Annotated in this window: 15 protein-coding genes; 11 read left to right on the forward strand and 4 right to left on the reverse strand. The window is 69.4% G+C overall.

All coding sequences use genetic code 11. The features are described 5' to 3' along the window. Positions 1 to 38: 38 nt before the first annotated feature. Positions 39 to 1,952 (forward strand): M61 family metallopeptidase, encoded by a 1,914-nt coding sequence (locus tag ACFPAH_RS04470; RefSeq protein ID WP_379741261.1) that lies wholly within the window; start codon positions 39 to 41, stop codon positions 1,950 to 1,952. A gap of 34 nt (positions 1,953 to 1,986) precedes the next feature. Further along, complete coding sequence (locus ACFPAH_RS04475; RefSeq protein WP_379741264.1) at positions 1,987 to 2,334, forward strand: hypothetical protein; 348 nt, start codon at positions 1,987 to 1,989, stop codon at positions 2,332 to 2,334. Between the two features lie 188 nt (positions 2,335 to 2,522). Here the strand turns inward: ACFPAH_RS04475 and ACFPAH_RS04480 are convergent, their stop codons facing one another. Next, on the reverse strand, positions 2,523 to 3,287 hold the full coding sequence (locus ACFPAH_RS04480; RefSeq protein ID WP_379741266.1) for an alpha/beta hydrolase family protein: 765 nt from the start codon (positions 3,285 to 3,287) through the stop codon (positions 2,523 to 2,525). Between the two features lie 224 nt (positions 3,288 to 3,511). Between ACFPAH_RS04480 and ACFPAH_RS04485 the strand changes: the two genes are divergently transcribed. Then, complete coding sequence (locus ACFPAH_RS04485; RefSeq protein WP_379742956.1) at positions 3,512 to 4,474, forward strand: ferritin-like domain-containing protein; 963 nt, start codon at positions 3,512 to 3,514, stop codon at positions 4,472 to 4,474. A 62-nt stretch (positions 4,475 to 4,536) separates the two neighbouring features. On the opposite strand, the gene hpnA is transcribed toward ACFPAH_RS04485, so the two are convergent. Next, on the reverse strand, positions 4,537 to 5,538 hold the full coding sequence (gene hpnA, locus ACFPAH_RS04490) for a hopanoid-associated sugar epimerase (RefSeq protein ID WP_379741269.1): 1,002 nt from the start codon (positions 5,536 to 5,538) through the stop codon (positions 4,537 to 4,539). A 136-nt stretch (positions 5,539 to 5,674) separates the two neighbouring features. Here hpnA and ispH point away from each other — a divergent pair, with 136 nt between their 5' ends. Genes ispH through ACFPAH_RS04520 form a run of 6 tightly spaced genes read left to right on the forward strand, consistent with a single transcriptional unit; the run spans position 5,675 to position 12,322 of the window. Further along, positions 5,675 to 6,607 carry a 4-hydroxy-3-methylbut-2-enyl diphosphate reductase gene (gene ispH / locus ACFPAH_RS04495; protein ID WP_379741272.1) on the forward strand — a complete coding sequence of 311 codons (933 nt, stop codon included), beginning with the start codon at positions 5,675 to 5,677 and terminating at the stop codon, positions 6,605 to 6,607. 15 nt (positions 6,608 to 6,622) lie between these two features. Then, positions 6,623 to 7,780, forward strand: coding sequence for an adenosyl-hopene transferase HpnH (gene hpnH, locus ACFPAH_RS04500; protein ID WP_379741275.1), 1,158 nt, complete (start codon positions 6,623 to 6,625; stop codon positions 7,778 to 7,780). Between the two features lie 15 nt (positions 7,781 to 7,795). Further along, positions 7,796 to 8,971: a bacteriohopanetetrol glucosamine biosynthesis glycosyltransferase HpnI gene (gene hpnI / locus ACFPAH_RS04505; RefSeq protein ID WP_379741278.1), complete on the forward strand. Its 1,176-nt coding sequence runs from the start codon at positions 7,796 to 7,798 to the stop codon at positions 8,969 to 8,971. Further along, positions 8,968 to 10,401 (forward strand): hopanoid biosynthesis associated radical SAM protein HpnJ, encoded by a 1,434-nt coding sequence (hpnJ, locus tag ACFPAH_RS04510; RefSeq protein WP_379741281.1) that lies wholly within the window; start codon positions 8,968 to 8,970, stop codon positions 10,399 to 10,401. The genes hpnI and hpnJ overlap by 4 nt, the downstream gene beginning before the upstream one ends. After that, positions 10,398 to 11,255, forward strand: a complete 858-nt coding sequence (gene hpnK, locus ACFPAH_RS04515; RefSeq protein WP_379741284.1) for a hopanoid biosynthesis-associated protein HpnK — start codon at positions 10,398 to 10,400, stop codon at positions 11,253 to 11,255. The genes hpnJ and hpnK overlap by 4 nt, the downstream gene beginning before the upstream one ends. Next, positions 11,252 to 12,322, forward strand: coding sequence for a lysylphosphatidylglycerol synthase domain-containing protein (locus ACFPAH_RS04520; RefSeq protein ID WP_379741286.1), 1,071 nt, complete (start codon positions 11,252 to 11,254; stop codon positions 12,320 to 12,322). The genes hpnK and ACFPAH_RS04520 overlap by 4 nt, the downstream gene beginning before the upstream one ends. 9 nt (positions 12,323 to 12,331) lie before the next feature. On the opposite strand, the gene ACFPAH_RS04525 is transcribed toward ACFPAH_RS04520, so the two are convergent. Then, a complete protein-coding gene (locus ACFPAH_RS04525) occupies positions 12,332 to 12,982 on the reverse strand; it encodes an MlaC/ttg2D family ABC transporter substrate-binding protein (RefSeq protein WP_379741289.1) in 651 nt (216 codons plus the stop codon). Positions 12,983 to 13,106: 124 nt separating this feature from the next. On the opposite strand from ACFPAH_RS04525, the gene ACFPAH_RS04530 reads away from it, so the two are divergent. After that, positions 13,107 to 15,779, forward strand: a complete 2,673-nt coding sequence (locus ACFPAH_RS04530) for an MMPL family transporter (RefSeq protein ID WP_379741292.1) — start codon at positions 13,107 to 13,109, stop codon at positions 15,777 to 15,779. A gap of 24 nt (positions 15,780 to 15,803) precedes the next feature. After that, a complete protein-coding gene (locus ACFPAH_RS04535; protein ID WP_379741295.1) occupies positions 15,804 to 16,604 on the forward strand; it encodes a VacJ family lipoprotein in 801 nt (266 codons plus the stop codon). 131 nt (positions 16,605 to 16,735) lie between these two features. On the opposite strand, the gene ACFPAH_RS04540 is transcribed toward ACFPAH_RS04535, so the two are convergent. Continuing rightward, positions 16,736 to 16,975 carry a hypothetical protein gene (locus ACFPAH_RS04540; RefSeq protein ID WP_379741298.1) on the reverse strand — a complete coding sequence of 80 codons (240 nt, stop codon included), beginning with the start codon at positions 16,973 to 16,975 and terminating at the stop codon, positions 16,736 to 16,738. Positions 16,976 to 17,189 lie beyond the last annotated feature (214 nt).

Genomic DNA, 17,189 nt, shown 5'->3' on the forward strand with positions numbered 1-17,189 from the left:
CTACACTCGCCCGGTTCCGTTACTCAACCACCTATACGATGCGCTTCCACGCCCCGCTTTCCTTCGCCGCGAAATCGGCGTCTGCCCTGGCCCTCTCCCTTGCGCTGGCCTTCCCGCTGCAGGCCGCCGTGCCGGCCCCGGTCGACCAGCCCTACCCCGGCACCATCGTGCTGAAGGTCGATGCGACCAACCTCGCGCAGCAGGTGTTCCGCATGCGCATGAGCGTGCCGGTGAAACCTGGCCCGATGACCTTCCTGTACCCGCAGTGGCTGCCGGCCAACCACGGCCCGAGCGGCCCGCTCACCCAGCTCGCGGGACTCAAGTTCACGGCCAACGGCAAGCCGGTCGAATGGACGCGCGACCCGGTCGAGGTGTTCGCCTTCCACGTCACGGTACCGGAAGGCGTGACGACCCTGGAAGCGGAATACCAGTTCCTGTCGCCGCTCGACCCGAGCCAGGGCCGCATCGTCATGACCGACGAGATCCTCGGCCTGCAATGGCCCTCGGTGACGCTGTACCCGGCCGGTTATGTCGCGCGCCGCATCACGGTGCAGCCTTCGCTGACGCTCCCCGCCGGCTGGCAGTACGGCACCGCGCTCGAGACGGCCGAACGCCAGGGCGACGAAGTCCGGTTCAAGCCGCACGACCTGGAAACCCTGATCGACTCGCCGCTCTTCGCCGGCCGCCACTTCAGGCAGTTCGACCTCGACCCGGGCGCCAAGGTGCGCGTCTCGCTCAACGTCGTCGCCGATAACGCCGAAAGCCTGGACGCGAAACCCGAGCAGATTGCCGCCCACCGCGCGATGGTCGACCAGACCCTGAAGCTGTTCGGTTCGCACCACTACCGCCACTACGACTTCCTGCTTGCGCTGTCGGACGAATTCGGCGGCATCGGCCGCGAGCACCACCAGTCGAGCGAGAACGGCGTCAAGCCGGGCTATTTCACCGACTGGGCGCGCAGCGAAGCCGGACGCGACCTGCTGCCGCACGAGTACGTGCACTCCTGGAACGGCAAGTTCCGCCGCCCGGCCGGACAGGATGTCCCGAACTTCAACACCCCGCTGCAAAACGAACTGCTGTGGGTCTATGAAGGCCAGACCCAGTACTGGGGCGCCATCCTCGGCGCCCGTTCCGGCCTGGTCTCGCAAAAGAGCGCGCGCGAAGCGCTGGCGGCAACTGCGGCGCGCTACGACAACACGAGCGGACGCGCCTGGCGCGCGGTGCAGGACACCGTCAACGACCCGATCATCGCCGGCCGCCGGGCGCTCGCCTGGGGCAACTGGCAGCGCAGCGAGGATTATTATTCCGAAGGCGCCCTGATCTGGCTCGACGTCGACACCAGGATCCGCGAACTGTCCGGCGACAAGCGCTCGCTCGACAACTTCGCGCGCGCCTTCTTCGGCATCGACAACGGCAGCATGCAGCCGGCCTTCTACAGCTTCGAGGACGTGGTCGCGGCGCTCGACAAGGTCCAGAAATTCGACTGGGCGCCCTTCCTGCGCGCGCGCCTGGACGGCCACGGCCCCGGCGCCCCGCTCGACGGCTTGACGCGCGCCGGCTGGAAGCTGGTCTACACCGACACCCCGACCGACTACGTGAAAGCGGGCGAGGAACGCAGCAAGTCGGCCGACTTCAGCTATTCGCTGGGCTTCTCGGTCGGCGCCGACGGCAATGTGCGCAACGTGATCTGGGACGGCGTCGGTTTCCGCGCCGGCCTGGCCGGCAACTCGACCATCGTCGCCGTCAACAACAAGGTCTTCAAGCCCGAGGTGCTGAAGGCGGCCGTGAAAGCGGCGAAGGACGGTAAGGCGCCGATCGAGCTGCTGGTGCGAAAGGGCAACAACCTGCGCACGATCCCGCTCGACTACCACGGCGGCCTGCGCTACCCGCGCCTGGAACGCATTCCGGGCACGCCCGATCGGCTCGACGCGATTTACAAGGCGCTGAAGTAAGGCCCCAAAACCATGGCGGTGGTATGCTGCCGCCATGACTACCGATACCGACATTGAACTGTCCGGCCCGTTCAAGGCCAGCGACAGCACCGGCCGTTCCCACGACGTCAAGGCAATCCGCATTTTCGACGAGGGCTACGGGATCATCGACGTGTACGTGGACTTCGCGGCGCCCATCGATGGTGGGCTCTACAAGGACGGCGTGCTGGTGAAGCAGATCGTCGAGCGCCTGCGCGCGCTCGGCTACAAGGGTCCGGACTTCGGCCATAGCGACCCGGGCCTGCAGGACCGCAAGCTGATCGTGCTCGAAGCGCCGGAAGAGTTTGCGGCCTTCGCCAAGAGCCGCGGGTGGAAGAACCTCGCCGAAGAGTTCGACGAGTAAGGCGGCGTTCGCATTGAGCTTATTCATGTAGGGTGGACGGCTCCACCCGGCAATCTGCATTCCGGCGGCCATGCGCCGCCCACGCGTTCAGATCACGCATGCAGGTACGCGACCTTGCATGGGCCGGTTGAACGCGTGGACGGCGTCACGGCCGCACGACCACACACATCCGGGAAGAGCCGTCCACCCTACGGTTCATCGATATATCGCCCACTCCACGCCGCAATCAGCGCCGCCACCTGCCCCGCATCTTCCCTGCCGGTGACCAGGTGATCGACCCCGTCGAGCGACACGAAGCTCTTCGGATAGCGCGCGGTCTCGAAAATCCGCAGCGCATTTTCCATCTCGACCGTATCGTCGCCCGGCGCATGCATCACCAGCAGCGCACGCCCCAGCTGCGCAATCCTGTCCGCCAGCCGATGCCCGGTCGCATCCTCGACGAACTGCTGGCGGATATTGAAGTTGCGCCCGGCCAGTTTGACGCGCGCCTCGCCCTCTTGCGCGAGGGTGGCCAGGTGCTCCTTCAATAGCGAATCGACCACGTAATGCGGATCGCTCGGCGAAGCGATCGTCACCACGGCTTTTGACTCGGGAATCCGGTGCGCCGCGGCCAGCACGGCCGTGCCGCCCATGCTGTGCCCCACCAGCAGGCGCGGCGCCGCGAACTTCTCGCGCAGGAAGCCGGCGGCGGCCACCAGGTCGTCCACGTTCGACGAAAAATTGGTGTCGCCGAACTCCCCGGCGCTCGCGCCCAGGCCCGCGAAGTCGAAGCGCAGCATGCCCACGCCATGCGCGGCCAGTCCCTGCGAAATGCGGTTCGCCGCCAGCACGTCCTTGCTGCACGTGAAGCAGTGGGCGAAGACGCCATAGGCGCGCGGGATGCAATCGGGCAAATCAAGCTTGCCCGAGAGTTTCCCGTGCGGTCCCTCGAATTCGACGCGTTCGGTGAGCATGGCCTTCCCCTGTTTTCAGATGGCGTCACTCTGCACCGGATTGGCCATCGGCGCAAGGAGGCATCGCTGGAACCGGTTACCCCGAAAGCGCGCGGAATCGACGCCGCTTCATGAAAGATGCATAATCGGCGACATCCGATCGCACCACGCCAGGAGCCGGCATGGACGGGCATGTCAAGGATGGGTTCGATATCGGGCAGCTGGTGCCCGGCTTTCGTCCGCCCATGCCCGCCGCCGGCGCGCTGGGGGCGGACGGCGCGGCGCTGGACGCGGCCGATGCCCGCATGCGGCACTGGACGAGCCAGGCCGCCGGCCGCCTCGAACCCGGCTCCGACCTGCACCGCCGCGAAACCTGCCGCATGTTCCGCGACACCTTCAACCCCTACCGCCCGGCCGTGCTCGACTGGCCACGGCTGAGCCCGCCGGTGCTGGCGCGCATCGTCGCGCTGCCGATCTGGGACATCGCGGTGCAGACCGAGGGCAAGGCCAGGCTGCGGATGGCGGCCTATGCGGCGACCGTGCCGGACCCGGAGATGCGCGCCGCGCTGGCCCTCAATGCCTGGGAAGAAAACCGCCACAAGGAAGTCCTGGCGCGGATGGTGGCGGCCTACGGCATCCGCCTCGCGCCCGAAGCACCGTATGCCTGGCCGGCCGACGCGGAACGGGCCTACCTCGTCACCGGCTTCAGCGAGTGCATCGACAGCTTCTTCGCCTTCGGCCTGTTCGAACTGGCGCGCCGCTCGGGCCTGTTCCCGCGCGAACTGGTCGACACCTTCGAGCCCGTGATGCAGGAAGAGTGCCGTCACATCCTGCTGTTTGCCAACTGGATCGCCTGGCATCGCGCGGGGCTGTCGCCCTGGCGGCGCCTGCGTTTCGAAGCCAGGGTGGCGGCGGTCTGGGCCTTCCTGGCGTGGGAGCGCATCGGCCTGGCGCGCGCCATCGACGGCGACGCCCCCGCCCCGGACAACAACTTCACCCTGAACGGCGCGCAGTCGGTGGCCTTTGATCCGCCCGCGCTGCCCGAACTGCTGGCGCTGTGCCTGGCGGAAAACGAGCGCCGCTTCGCCGGCTACGACGAACGGCTGCTGCGCCCGGCCACGGTACCGCGCCTGGTCCGTATCGCGCTGCGCGTGCTGGGACGCGGCGTCCAGCGCCGCGCCAGGCCGGACCCCGAACGTCCGCGCTGAATGGAGATGCCGTGTCCGCGCACCTGCCCCTGCCGCCATCCCCGCCGTCGGCCCTTGCCCGCCTAGCCGAGATAGCCGGCGCGCTCGAACCAGTCGAGCGCCGCCCGCAGCGCGCCGCTGTGCGGGCGCGGCCGGTAGCCCAGCTCGGCCTCGGCCTTGGCGGAGGTGAAGAACATCCGGTTGCGCGACATGTGCAGGCCGTCCACGGTGAGGAAGGGTTCGCGTCCGGACAGCCGCGCCATGGCTTCAAACGCGTGCGCCAGCGGGATCAGCGGCGCCACCGGCAGCCGCAGCCGCGGCGCGCGCCGTCCCGCCAGCGCGGCGATCTCGCCCAGCAGTTCGCGCAGCATCAGGTTTTCGCCGCCCAGGATGTAGCGCTCGCCGACCCTGCCCCGCGCCAGCGCCAGCAGGTGGCCCTCGGCCACGTCGGCCACGTCGACCACGTTCAGCCCGGTCTCGACGTAGGCCGGCATCCGGCCCCTGGCCGCCTCGACGATGATGCGTCCGGTCGGGGTCGGCCGCAGGTCGCGCGGGCCGATCGGGGTGGACGGGTTGACGATGACGGCCGGCAGCTTGTCCTCGAGGACCATGCGTTCGACCAGGCGTTCGGCAAGGATCTTGCTGCGCTTGTAGGCGCCGATCGCCTCCCCCGGCGCCAAAGGCGCGTCCTCGCGCGCCGCCAGCGTTGCCGGACCGACCCGCAGGGTGGCCACGCTGCTGGTATAAACCACGCGCTCGACGCCCGCCGCCAGCGCCGCGCGCATGACCGATGCCGTGCCGGCCAGGTTGTTGCGCACGATCTCTTCCGGGTCAAGCGCCCACAGCCGGTAGTCGGCGGCCACGTGCAGCAGGCAGCGCACCCCCGCCAGGGCCTTTTCCACGGCGGCCTGGTCGCGCATGTCGGCTTCGACCAGCTCGGCCTCGAACCCGGCGAGATTGGTGCGCGGGCTGGTGGCGCGCACCAGCACGCGCACCCGGTAGCCGTGCGCCTGGGCCGCACGCGCCACCGCAGAACCGACGAAACCGGCCGCGCCGGTGATCAGCACGCTTTCCTGCCCAGCCATGGAGTCCTCCCCGGGCGCGGGGAAGATGGCGCCCGTGCGGGAATTGTAATCCTGCGCGCCCTTGGCTGAACACAATCAAGGGCATACGATCAAAACAGATTCCCGACGACGGCACCACCAGATACGGAGAACGTCCATGCGAGTCATCCTAGCCCAGCCGCGCGGCTTCTGCGCCGGCGTGATCCGCGCCATCGAGATCGTCGAGCGCTCGCTCGAACGCCACGGCGCGCCAGTGTACGTGCGTCACGAAATCGTCCACAACAAGGCCGTGGTCGAGGGCCTGCGCGACAAGGGCGCGGTGTTCGTCGACACGCTCGACCAGGTGCCGCCGCGCGCGGTCACGATCTTCAGCGCGCATGGCGTCGCGCGCGCCGTCGAGACCGACGCCAGCAGCCGCGGCCTGCACGTGCTCGATGCGACCTGCCCGCTGGTCGCCAAGGTCCACCTGCAGGGCCGGCAGTACGCGGCCAGCGGCCGGGTCGTGATCCTGATCGGCCACGCCGGCCATCCGGAAGTCGAGGGCACGACCGGGCAGATCGACGGCCGCGTGCTGCTGGTGCAGAACGAGCGCGACGTCGAGGCGCTCGACCTGGCGCCCGACACCCCGGTCGCCTACGTCACCCAGACCACCCTCAGCGTGGACGACACGCGCGGCGTGATCGCCGCCATCGAGCGCCGTTTCAGCGACGTCGTCGGCCCGAACGTGCGCGACATCTGCTACGCCACCCAGAACCGCCAGCGCGCGGTGCGCGAGCTGTGCGGGCAAGTCGACGTGCTGCTCATCGTCGGCGCCGCCAACAGCTCGAACTCGAACCGCCTGCGTGAGATCGGCGCCGAATGCGGCATCCCGAGCTACCTGCTGGCCGACGGCGGCGACCTCGATCCCGCCTGGGTGGCAGGAGCCCGCACGGTCGGCATCACGGCCGGCGCCTCCGCTCCGGAGGCCATGGTCGAACACCTCATCGACGCGCTGCGCCGCCTGGCCCCGGTCGAGCTCTCGACCATGGACGGCCTGGTGGAACACGTGGAATTTCGCCTGCCGGCCGAACTGTCCGGCCACGCCGCCTGAACAAGCGGAGGACCTATGGCCATCCCCATGCTGCAAAAGACCCTGGTCGGGGCCTACATCCTGCGCAAGCACCTGGCGGGACAGAAGCGCTATCCGCTGGCCCTGATGCTCGAGCCCCTGTTTCGCTGCAACCTTGCCTGCTCGGGTTGCGGCAAGATCGATTATCCCGACGAGATCCTGAACCTGCGCCTGTCGCGCGAGGAATGCCTGGGCGCGGTCGACGAGTGCGGCGCCCCGGTCGTCTCGATCGCCGGCGGCGAACCGCTGCTGCACAAGGACATGCCGGCCATCGTCGAGGGCATCGTCGCGCGCCGCCGCTTCGTCTACCTCTGCACCAACGCGCTGATGATGGAAAAGAAGCTGGAGCAATACCGCCCCAGCCCCTTCCTGGTCTGGTCGGTCCACCTGGACGGCGACGAGCAGATGCACGACCGTTCGGTCTGCCAGCCGGGCGTGTACCAGCGTGCGGTGGCGGCGATCCGGCGCGCCAAGGCAGCCGGTTTTCGGGTCAACATCAATTGCACGCTGTTCAACGACGCCGCGCCCGAGCGCGTGGCCGCGTTCTTCGATACGGTCAAGGAACTCGGCGTGGACGGAATCACGGTCTCGCCCGGCTATGCCTACGAGCGGGCGCCGGAGCAGGACCATTTCCTGACCCGCTCGAAAACCAAGCAACTGTTCCGCGACATATTTGCGCGCGGCGATGCCGGACGCAAATGGGCCTTCAGCCAGTCCAGCCTGTTCCTGGACTTCCTGGCGGGTAACCAGACCTACCATTGCACGCCCTGGGGCAACCCGGCGCGCACCGTGTTCGGCTGGCAGCGGCCCTGCTACCTGCTGGGCGAAGGCTATGCCGCCAGCTTCAGGGAACTGATGGACGAGACCGACTGGGATGCCTATGGCACCGGGCGCTACGAAAAATGCGCCGACTGCATGGTGCACAGCGGCTACGAGGCGAGCGCCGTGCTCGACACCATCGCGCACCCGCTGGCCGCGGCGAAGGTCGCGCTGGCGGGCGTGCGCACCAGCGGGCCGATGGCGCCGGACCTGGCGCTCGACAGCCAGCGTCCGGCGCAATACGTGCATGCGCGCCATGTCGCCATCAAGCTCGAAGAGATCCGCGGGCGGCGCGCGGGCCGGGCCGCGGCGCCGCCCGCCGCCGATCCCGGCTGAGATGGAGACGGGCCGATGGCGACCGCACTCACCGCCGCCGGAGCGCTCTTGAGCGCGCTGGCCACCTTGTACGCGCTGGCGGCGCTGTCATGCCGGCCGCGCACCTGTCGGCCCGTCCACGGCGCCACCGCTTCCGCCCCCGTCCCGGTGAGCGTGCTCAAGCCCCTGTGCGGCGCCGAACCGCACCTGGAGCGCAACCTCGCCACCCTGTGCCGCCAGACCCACCCCTGCTACCAGCTGGTGTTCGGCGTGCGCGACCCCGGCGATCCGGCCGCCGCAACCGTCGCACGCCTGGCGCGCCGCTTTCCCGAGCTCGACATGCGGCTGGTGGTTGACCCGCGCGTCCACGGCAGCAACCTGAAGGTGAGCAACCTGATCAACATGAGGGCGGCGGCGCGCCACCCCTGGCTGGTGCTGGCCGACAGCGACATCGGTGTCGAGCCCGACTACCTGGAGCGCGTGACGGCGCCGTTGGCCGACCCCGGCACCGGTATCGTCACCTGCCTGTATCGCGGCGTTGCGCTCGGGGGTTTCTGGAGCCGGCTCGGGGTGCTCTTCATCGACAGCTGGTTCGCGCCCTCGGTCGGCGTCGCCAGCCGCGCCGGCAGCAGCGCCTTCGGCTTCGGCGCCACCATTGCCCTGCGCGCCGACACGCTGCGCGCGATCGGTGGCTTCGAGGCGCTCAAGGACCGGCTGGCCGACGATTTCTGGCTCGGCGAGCTGACCCGGCGCCAGGGGCTGGCGACCGTCCTCTCCGAGGTGGTCGTCAGCACCGACGTCACCGAGCACAGCCTGGCCCAGCTCTGGCGCCGCGAGCGGCGCTGGATGCAGACCATCCGCGCGCTCAATCCGCCCGGCTACGCCTTCTGCTTCGTCACCTTCACGCTGCCGATGCTGGCGCTCGGCCTGTGGCTGGCGCCGGCGCCCTGGAACTGGGCGCTGGCCCTGCCCGGCCTGTGCGCGCGCATGCTGCTGCACTGGCGCGCCCAGCCACGCGCGCTTGCGTTGCCGCTGGCGCCGCTGCGCGACTGCCTGCTGCTGGCCGAGTGGCTGGGCGCCTTCGCCGGCAGCACCACCCGCTGGCGCGGCCATCTGCTGCGCGTGGATGGCCGCGGCGCAGCCGCCGCCGCCCCGGTGCCGGCCGCGCCCGACAACACCCGAACCACCTCTGCACCCGGGAGTCCGACATGATGAAAACCCTGTTCCTGCAAGCGCCCTCCTTCGACGGCTTCGACGGCGGCGCCGGCTCGCGCTACCAGGCCAGGCGCGAGATCCGCTCGTTCTGGTACCCGACCTGGCTGGCCCAGCCCGCGGCCCTGGTGCCCGGCAGCCGCCTGCTCGACGCGCCGGCCGACGGCCTGTCGGTGGCGCAGACGCTGGACATCGCCCAAGAGTACGAGCTCGTCATCATGCATACCAGCACGCCCTCGTTCCCGGCCGACGCCCGGTTCGCGGAGCTGATCAAGGAACGCGCGCCCGCTATCCTGGTCGGCATGGTCGGCGCCAAGGTCGCGGTCGACCCCGGCCCCTCGCTGCAGGCCAGCAGCGCCATCGACTTCGTCGCCCGCGAGGAGTTCGACTACACCTGCCGCGACATCGCCGAGGGCCAGCCGCTGGACGGCATCGCCGGGGTCAGCTGGCGCGACGGCGCGGGCGCCATCCACCACAATCCGCCGCGCCCGATGATCGAGGACATGGACGCGCTGCCCTTCGTGGCGCCGGTCTACAAGCGCGACCTGAACCTGCGCAACTACTTCATCGGCTACCTGAACTACCCCTACGTGTCGCTGTACACCGGGCGCGGCTGCCGCTCGCGCTGCACCTTCTGCCTGTGGCCGCAGACCGTGGGCGGGCACCGCTACCGGATCCGCTCGCCCGCGAGCGTGCTCGCGGAAGTCCGCTGGATCAAGGAAAACATGCCCGAGGTGAAGGAAATCATGTTCGACGACGACACCTTCACCGACTTCCGGCCACGTGCCGAGGAGATCGCGCGCGGTCTCGGCGAGCTCGGCGTCACCTGGTCCTGCAACGCCAAGGCCAACGTGCCGTATTCGACCCTGAAGATCATGAAGGAGAACGGCCTGCGCCTGCTGCTGGTCGGCTACGAGTCGGGCGACGACCAGATCCTGCTGAACATCAAAAAGGGCCTGCGCACCGACATGGCGCGCCGCTTCGCCGCCGACTGCCGCGAGCTCGGCATCACCGTGCACGGCACCTTCATCCTCGGCCTGCCGGGCGAGACGCGCGAGACGATCGCCAAGTCGATCGAATTCGCCAAGGAAATCAATCCGCACACGATCCAGGTGTCGCTGGCCGCGCCCTATCCGGGCACCAAATTGTACGAGCAGGCGCTGGAGAACGAGTGGATACCGCCGAACAAGACCATCCACCTGGTCAACGAAAGCGGAGTGCAGCTGGCCGCCCTCAACTACCCGCACCTGTCGAGCCAGGAGATGTACCACAGCCTGGAGCAGTTCTACCGCAGCTTCTACTTTCGCCCGGCCAAGATTTGGGAAATCGTGCGCGAAATGCTGCACAGCTGGGACATGACGCGCCGGCGCCTGCGCGAAGGGGTCGAGTTCTTCCGCTTCCTGCGCGCCCACGGCGCGGAGCAGGCGTGAACGGAGCAACTGCGCTCGCCGGCCTGATCGTCACGGCCGACGATTTCGGCCTGCACCGGAGCGTCAACCGCGCCGTGCTGCGCGCCCATCGCGAAGGCGTGCTGTCGGCCGCCAGCCTGATGGTCGGCGCGGCGGCCGCAGGCGATGCGGTCGCGGTCGCGCGCGCCTGTCCCGGCCTGCGGGTCGGCCTGCACCTGGTGCTGGCCGACGGCGCGGCCGTGCTGCCGCCGCGCCTCATCCCCGACCTGGTCGATGGAAGCGGCCGCTTCGGCGCACACATGGTGGACGACGGTGTCCGCTTCTTCTTCCTGCCGCGCGTGCGGCGCCAGCTGGCCGCCGAGATCCGCGCCCAGTTCGAGGCCTTTGCCGCCAGCGGCCTGCCCCTCGACCACGTCAACGCCCACAAGCACTTCCACCTGCACCCGACCGTGCTGTCGCTGATCCTCGGCATCGGCCGCGAATTCGGCCTGCGCGCGGTGCGGCTGCCGCTTGAAGCCGGATTGCCGGCGTGGCTGCGGCCCTGGCTGTTCCTGCTGCGCGCGCGCCTGCGCGCGGCCGGTATCGCGCACAACGACTACCTGGTCGGCCTGCGCCTCTCGGGCCGCTTCGACGAGGACGCCCTGCTGGCGGCCCTGCGGCACCTGCCCCCAAGCGGGGTCGGCGAACTCTACCTGCATCCGGCGCTGGAGTCGGGCACGGCGATCGCCTCCTCGATGGCCGGCTACCGCCATGCCGACGAATTCGCCGCCCTGGTCTCGCCGCGCGTCGCCCAGGCCTGCGACGGCCTGCGCGCAAGCGGGTTCCGCTTCGGCGGCTTTGCGGACCTGCTGCCCGCGCGACTGCTGCCCGCATGAGCCGGCTGGCCGTCGGCGCCGCCATTGCCGGGCTGCTCCTGCTGAGCGCGCTGGTCGCCTGGCAAGGCTGGCACGAGGTGCTGGGCGCCGTCGCGCATGCCGGCTGGGCGCTGCTGCTGCTGGCGCCCCTGCGCCTGCTCACCCTGGCGCTCGACGTGCGCGCCTGGCAGATCCTGCTCGACCCGCTGCTCAAGCCCGAGCCAGACCCGGCGCTCCCGACACCGCTTGCCGGGACTGCCGGGCCGGCGCCCGGCTTCCCGTTCCTGCTCTGGGTGGCGGCGGTGCGCGAAGCCGTCAACCGCCTGCTGCCGGCGGCCGGCGTGGGCGGCGAAGTGGTTGGCGTGCGCCTGGTCCGCACGCGCGTCCCCGATACCGCCGCGGTCGCCGCCAGCGTGATCGTCGAGGTGCTGCTCACGATCGTCGTGCTCTACCTGTTCTGCGGCCTCGGCGTGGTGCTGATGGCGCGGATCGCCGCCGGCATGCACCAGGTCTGGGTGATCGCGGCCAGCCTGGCGCTGTCGCTGCCGTTGCCGCTGCTGGCCTGGTGGCTGCTGCGCCATGGCGCCCTGTTCCAGCGTCTCGAACGCTGGAGCCTGCGCCTGCTCGGCGCCCGCGCCGCACCTGCCCCCGGCGCGCCGGCCCTGCCCGGCCTGGATGGCGCCAGGCTCGACGCCGCCGTGGCGCGCCTGTTCGGCCACCATGGACGGCTGCTGCGCGCGCTCGGCTGGCAACTGCTGTCCTACCTGCTCGGCAGCCTGGAAACCTGGTACGCGCTGCGCCTGCTCGGCCATCCGGTCGACCTCGCGACCGCCATCGCGATCGAGGCGCTGACCCAGGCCGCGCGCCACGCCAGCTTCCTGGTGCCGGCCGGCCTCGGCGTGCAGGAGGCGGCCGTGCTGCTGTTCGGCTACCTGGCCGGCGTCGGCGGCGAGGTCGCGCTGTCGCTGGCCCTGGTCAAGCGCATGCGCGAGATCGTGTTCGGTCTTCCCGCGCTGCTGTCCTGGCACTGGTTCGAAGCCGCCCGATTACGCCGGACGCTGCCGGCGCAGCCGCTCGGGCGCCGCTGACGGCCGCCCTCACACGGCCGCGTTATGCGCGGCCAGGTACTTGATCAGCCCGTCGATCCCGCCGGAGGCCAGCCGGGCCGCGAACTGGCGCCGGTAGACCTGGATCATCCAGGCACCCATCATGTTGATGTCGTAGATCTTCCAGCCGTCTCCAGTCTTGCGCAGGCGGTAGTCGATCGGCATCAGATCGCCCTCGGTCCGCACGCTGGTCTTGACCACGGCGTCGCTGGCGCCCGCCGCGGGCCGCGCCGCCGGCGCGTACGTGAAGCGGGTATCCTGCGCGTGGATCTGGGTCAACTGGAGGGCGAAGGTGCGCGCCAGCAAGGTCGTGAATTGGCTGACCAGCGCCTCGCGCTGGGCCGGCGTGGCCGAGGCCCAGGCTTCGCCGACCGCATACTGGGTGGTCAAGCCAAAATCGGTAGCCGGCAAAAAATGTTGCCGAACCAGCTGGTAGATGCGTTCCGGATCGCCGGCGCGTCCGCCGGGGTCGCTGCGGATGGCCGCCATCACGCGCTCGATGGTGGCACGCACCGCCTGCTCCGGCGACTGGTTTTCGGCCTGTTTTTCGGCCTGCTGGGCGTGGGCGGGAGCCGGCAAGGCGAATACGGCCGGCAAGGCCGGCGCCAGCATGGCCAGCGAAACGATGATCGGCAATTTCATGGGCTCTCCTTGCACGCGTGCGGGCTGGATACGCTAATGGCCAGCATACGCCGAAGCAGGCCCGGATGGTACTATGGCGTATCCGCGCCGGTGCAACCGGCGAGGCGCGCGGACCCTTCATCTCATGCGTATGCTGACCAAGCTGATCGCCAGGATTGTCCACCTCTCGGTTCGCCATGCCTGGGCGGTCATCGGCACGTACGCGCTGCTGGTGCTCGGCGCCGGCCTGTACGCCGCCAGCCACTTCGCCATCACCACCGACGTCGGCCGCCTGATGGATCCCGGCGCGGCGTGGGCAAAACGCGACGCTGCCGTGACGGCCGCCTTCCGCGAGCGCAGCGACACCACCCTGATCGTCGTGCGCGCGCCCGCGCCCGAGCTGGCCGCCCAGGCGGCGCGCGAACTGGCCGCGCAGTTGCGCCGGCAGCCGCAGCGCTTCCACTCGGTCACCCTGGGTCAGGCCAATCCATTTTTCGAGCGCAACGGGCTGCTCTACCTGTCCGTGCCCGAGCTCGCGGACCTGACCGAGCAGCTGGTCGACGCCAAGCCGCTGCTCAATGCCCTCGCCCATGATCCGTCGCTGCGCGGGCTGGCCAACCTGCTGTCCGTGACGCTCGGCACGCCGCTGCAGACCGGCCAGGTCGAGCTGGCCGGCATGGCGCCGCTGCTCGATCGCAGCGCGGCCGTGGTCGAGGCCGTGCTGGCCGGACGGCCGGCGGCGCTGTCCTGGCAGGACCTGGCTGCTGACGATGGCGCCGGCAAGGACGCTACCGCGTCCAGCCTGGTCGAAGTCAGGCCGGTGCTCGACTTCGCCGACCTGATGCCCGGCGCCGCCGCCGCCGAGGCGATCCGCGCAGCGGCGCGCGAACTGGACTTGGCCGGGCGCTACCACGCCGGCCTTGCGCTGACCGGACCGATTCCCTTGTCGGACGACGAGTTCGCATCGCTGCAGGAAGGGACGGCGCTCGGCAGCGTGCTCTCGCTGCTGCTGGTGCTGGCGCTGCTGTGGCGGGCGCTGCGCTCGGGCAAGCTGGTGCTGGCGGTGTGCCTGACCATGGCGGGCGGCCTGGTGCTGACCTCGGCGCTGGGGCTGATGATGGTCGGGGCATTGAACCTCATCTCGATCGCCTTCGCGATCCTGTTCGTCGGCATCGGGCTCGACTTCGGCATCCAGTTCGGCATGCGCTTTCGCGAGCTGCACCGCCACCACGGCGTCACCGCCGAAGCCTTGCGCGAGACTGCGCATGCGATCGCCCTGCCGCTGACCCTGGCCGCCATCGCCACCGCCTTCGGCTTTCTCTCCTTTTTGCCGACCGCCTACCGCGGCGTCGCCGAACTGGGGCAGATCGCCGGCGTCGGCATCCTGTTCGTCGCCCTGCCTGCCTGCCTGACCGTGCTGCCGGCGCTGATCCAGGTGCTCGGTCCGCCGCCCGCCGCGAGTGCCCCCGGCTACCCCTGGCTGGCCCCGCTCGACCGCGCGCTGCAGGACCACCGCAAGCCGCTCCTGGTGGCTACCCTGGCCCTGGTGATTGCCGGCCTGCCGCTGCTGCGGCACCTCGAATTCGACTTCAATCCGCTGCACCTGAAAAGTCCGCAGAGCGAATCGATGACGGCGCTGCGGGCGCTCTCGCGCAGCACCGATATCGGCCTCGACAACATCCAGGTGCTCGCCCCCACGCTCGCGCAGGCCCAACTGGTGGCGGCCCGCATCGAGCGCCTGCCGGAAGTCGCGCAGGTCCGGACCGCGGCCAGCCTGGTGCCGCAGCAGCAGGCCGCCAAGCTGCCGCTGATCCGCGCCGCCGGCAGCGCGCTGCTGCCGGTCCTCGAGCAAACGCCGCTGCCGCCGGCGCCGGACGCCGCGCGCGTCGGCGCCCTGCGCGCGGCCGCGCTGTCGCTGCGCAATGCCGCGCTCGACCACCCGGGCGCCGGCGCGCAAGCTGCCCAGCGCCTGAGCCGCGCGCTGGCGGCGCTGGCGCGGCACGACGCGGCCGCCCGCGACCGCGCCGAGCTGGCGCTGGCCTTGCCGCTCAGGCTCTCGCTCACGGCCTTGCGCCAGGCGCTGCGGGCCGAACCGGTGACGCTCGCCTCCCTCCCCGAGGAGCTGCGGCGCAACTGGATCGCCGACGACGGGCGCGCGCTGGTCGACGCCAGCCCGCGCCGTCCCGCGGACGTCCGGCATGCCGCCGAGGGCCCGGCCGCGGCGCACGACGATGACCTGTTGCGCCGCTTCGCGCTGGCCGTGCAGCGGGTGGCGCCGGATGCCAGCGGCGGGCCGATCTCGGTGATGGGCGCGGCCGACCTGATCGTCGAGGCGTTCGTCCAGGCCGCGCTGCTGGCCGTGGCCACGATCACGCTGCTGCTGTGGCTGGCGTTCCGGCGCTTCGGCGACGTGCTGCTGACCATGGTGCCGCTGCTGGTCTCGGGCCTGGTCACGCTCGAAGCGATGGTCCTGCTCGACATGCCGCTCAATTTCGCCAACATCATCGCCCTGCCGCTGCTGCTGGGCGTCGGCGTCGCCTTCAAGATCTATTACGTGATGGCCTGGCGCGCCGGCCAATCGGCCTTGCTGGAACAGGGGCTGACCGAGGCCATCATCCTGAGCGCGGCCACCACCGGCACCGCGTTCGGCAGCCTGTGGCTATCGCACCACCCGGGCACCGCCAGCATGGGCGCGCTGCTAGTGCTGGCGCTGGTCTGCACCCTGATCGGCGCCGTCTTCTTCCAGCCCATCCTGCTCGGCACCCCGCGCGGGCACGCGCCGAAGGCCGACGCCGGGCTGGAACATTCCCCGCCCTGAACCCATGACCATGAAGGAACCGGTATGCATGCCCATTCTCCCCGACGCCTCGTCCAGAGCACACTCCGGAGCACAATCGGCATCACGGCCGCCTGCGCGCTGGTTGCGACGGCAGGTTGCGCCACTGGCCCGGACCGCAATCCGGCCGATCCGCTCGAGCCGCTCAACCGTGCCACCTTTCGCTTCAACGACGTCATCGACCGCAACATCTCGCAGCCGGTGGCGCGCGGCTACAACCGGGTCGTGCCGCGCCCGATCCGCACCGGGGTCGCGAATTTCTTTGCCAACCTCGGCGACGTGCCGGTCATGCTCAACAACTTCGCCCAGCTGCGTTTTGCCGACGGCGCCTCCGACCTGATGCGCATTGCCGTCAACAGCACCTTCGGCCTGCTCGGCGTCCTCGATATCGCCACCGAGGCCGGTATTCCAGCGCATGAACAGGACTTCGGCTTGACGCTGGGCCACTACGGCGTGGCCAGCGGACCCTACCTGGTGCTGCCGCTGTTCGGGCCGAGCACCTTCCGCGACGCCGCCGGCTTCGGCATCGACCAGTACGCCACGCCGACCACGTACGCGGAACCTGCCCTGCGCAACTCGCTGTGGGGGGTCCAGTTCGTCAGCACCCGCGCGCGCTACCTGAACGCGACCGACCTGCTGGAACAGGCGGCGCTCGACAAATACCTGTTCGTGCGCGACGCCTGGCTGGCGCGGCGCCAATCGAAGCTGGACGAAGACAAGCCGCAGGCGCTGCCCGACTATGGCGCCGGCAACGCGGCTGAAACCCGGCCGGGCGCCGAATCAGGCCAGGGGGCGCGCAAGGAATAGGAGAGCCGGCAAAAGCGCTCCTCTTCCCGTCAACAGAGGAGAGCGCGCGCAAGCGAAGGCCCGATAGCGCACTTGCATGGAGGTCCGCTTCCGCCCCATAGCGGACGCTCAACACTTAAAACAAGCTATAACTATTCTTCGTGAGCAAGTTTGAGTTCGCCGTCGGAGCCAGGCATCCATACCGCGCCAGTGTCGGAACTGACATCGAAAAAGCCGACCTTGTGTTTTGCCGACAAATCATGCAGCTTTGCATAAGCTTCATCAGCTTTATCCCACGAGAATGCGATGTAAATGAAATTCTTGCCAATATTGTAGTCGGCTAAGGTTGCGGTATCCTCAGGCAAATCGCCTACTGCGTACGGTCCGTTCATGGGCGGAAACGTCGAAATCAAATCATTGAAGAGATCCCTCAGCGGCTGTGCTGTAACGCCCGGATCATTTTATGAATGTTATATCGCCCTATGTTTCTATCGTTGTGATGACCAAACGTGCTCTTTGGCCGTTGCAGCCGTCAAGTGTACGGCAGGTAACGACCCGAAGCGGACACAATAGTTTGCCTACTGGCTAGAAGTCCTGCCGACTTTA

This window comes from Massilia sp. GCM10023247 (assembly GCF_042653325.1).
GTDB lineage: Bacteria > Pseudomonadota > Gammaproteobacteria > Burkholderiales > Burkholderiaceae_D > Telluria.

Excerpts from the sequence above, each read along its gene's own strand:
- hpnI (WP_379741278.1), top strand. The coding sequence starts at position 7,796 with ATGGCGACCGCACTCACCGCCGCCGGAGCGCTCTTGAGCGCGCTGGCC.
- ACFPAH_RS04525 (WP_379741289.1), bottom strand. The coding sequence starts at position 12,982 with ATGAAATTGCCGATCATCGTTTCGCTGGCCATGCTGGCGCCGGCCTTG.
- ACFPAH_RS04485 (WP_379742956.1), top strand. The coding sequence starts at position 3,512 with ATGCCCGCCGCCGGCGCGCTGGGGGCGGACGGCGCGGCGCTGGACGCG.
- hpnJ (WP_379741281.1), top strand. The coding sequence starts at position 8,968 with ATGATGAAAACCCTGTTCCTGCAAGCGCCCTCCTTCGACGGCTTCGAC.
- ACFPAH_RS04475 (WP_379741264.1), top strand. The coding sequence starts at position 1,987 with ATGACTACCGATACCGACATTGAACTGTCCGGCCCGTTCAAGGCCAGC.
- ACFPAH_RS04480 (WP_379741266.1), bottom strand. The coding sequence starts at position 3,287 with ATGCTCACCGAACGCGTCGAATTCGAGGGACCGCACGGGAAACTCTCG.
- ispH (WP_379741272.1), top strand. The coding sequence starts at position 5,675 with ATGCGAGTCATCCTAGCCCAGCCGCGCGGCTTCTGCGCCGGCGTGATC.
- ACFPAH_RS04470 (WP_379741261.1), top strand. The coding sequence starts at position 39 with ATGCGCTTCCACGCCCCGCTTTCCTTCGCCGCGAAATCGGCGTCTGCC.
- hpnA (WP_379741269.1), bottom strand. The coding sequence starts at position 5,538 with ATGGCTGGGCAGGAAAGCGTGCTGATCACCGGCGCGGCCGGTTTCGTC.
- ACFPAH_RS04530 (WP_379741292.1), top strand. The coding sequence starts at position 13,107 with ATGCGTATGCTGACCAAGCTGATCGCCAGGATTGTCCACCTCTCGGTT.
- ACFPAH_RS04535 (WP_379741295.1), top strand. The coding sequence starts at position 15,804 with ATGCATGCCCATTCTCCCCGACGCCTCGTCCAGAGCACACTCCGGAGC.
- ACFPAH_RS04520 (WP_379741286.1), top strand. The coding sequence starts at position 11,252 with ATGAGCCGGCTGGCCGTCGGCGCCGCCATTGCCGGGCTGCTCCTGCTG.
- ACFPAH_RS04540 (WP_379741298.1), bottom strand. The coding sequence starts at position 16,975 with ATGAACGGACCGTACGCAGTAGGCGATTTGCCTGAGGATACCGCAACC.
- hpnH (WP_379741275.1), top strand. The coding sequence starts at position 6,623 with ATGGCCATCCCCATGCTGCAAAAGACCCTGGTCGGGGCCTACATCCTG.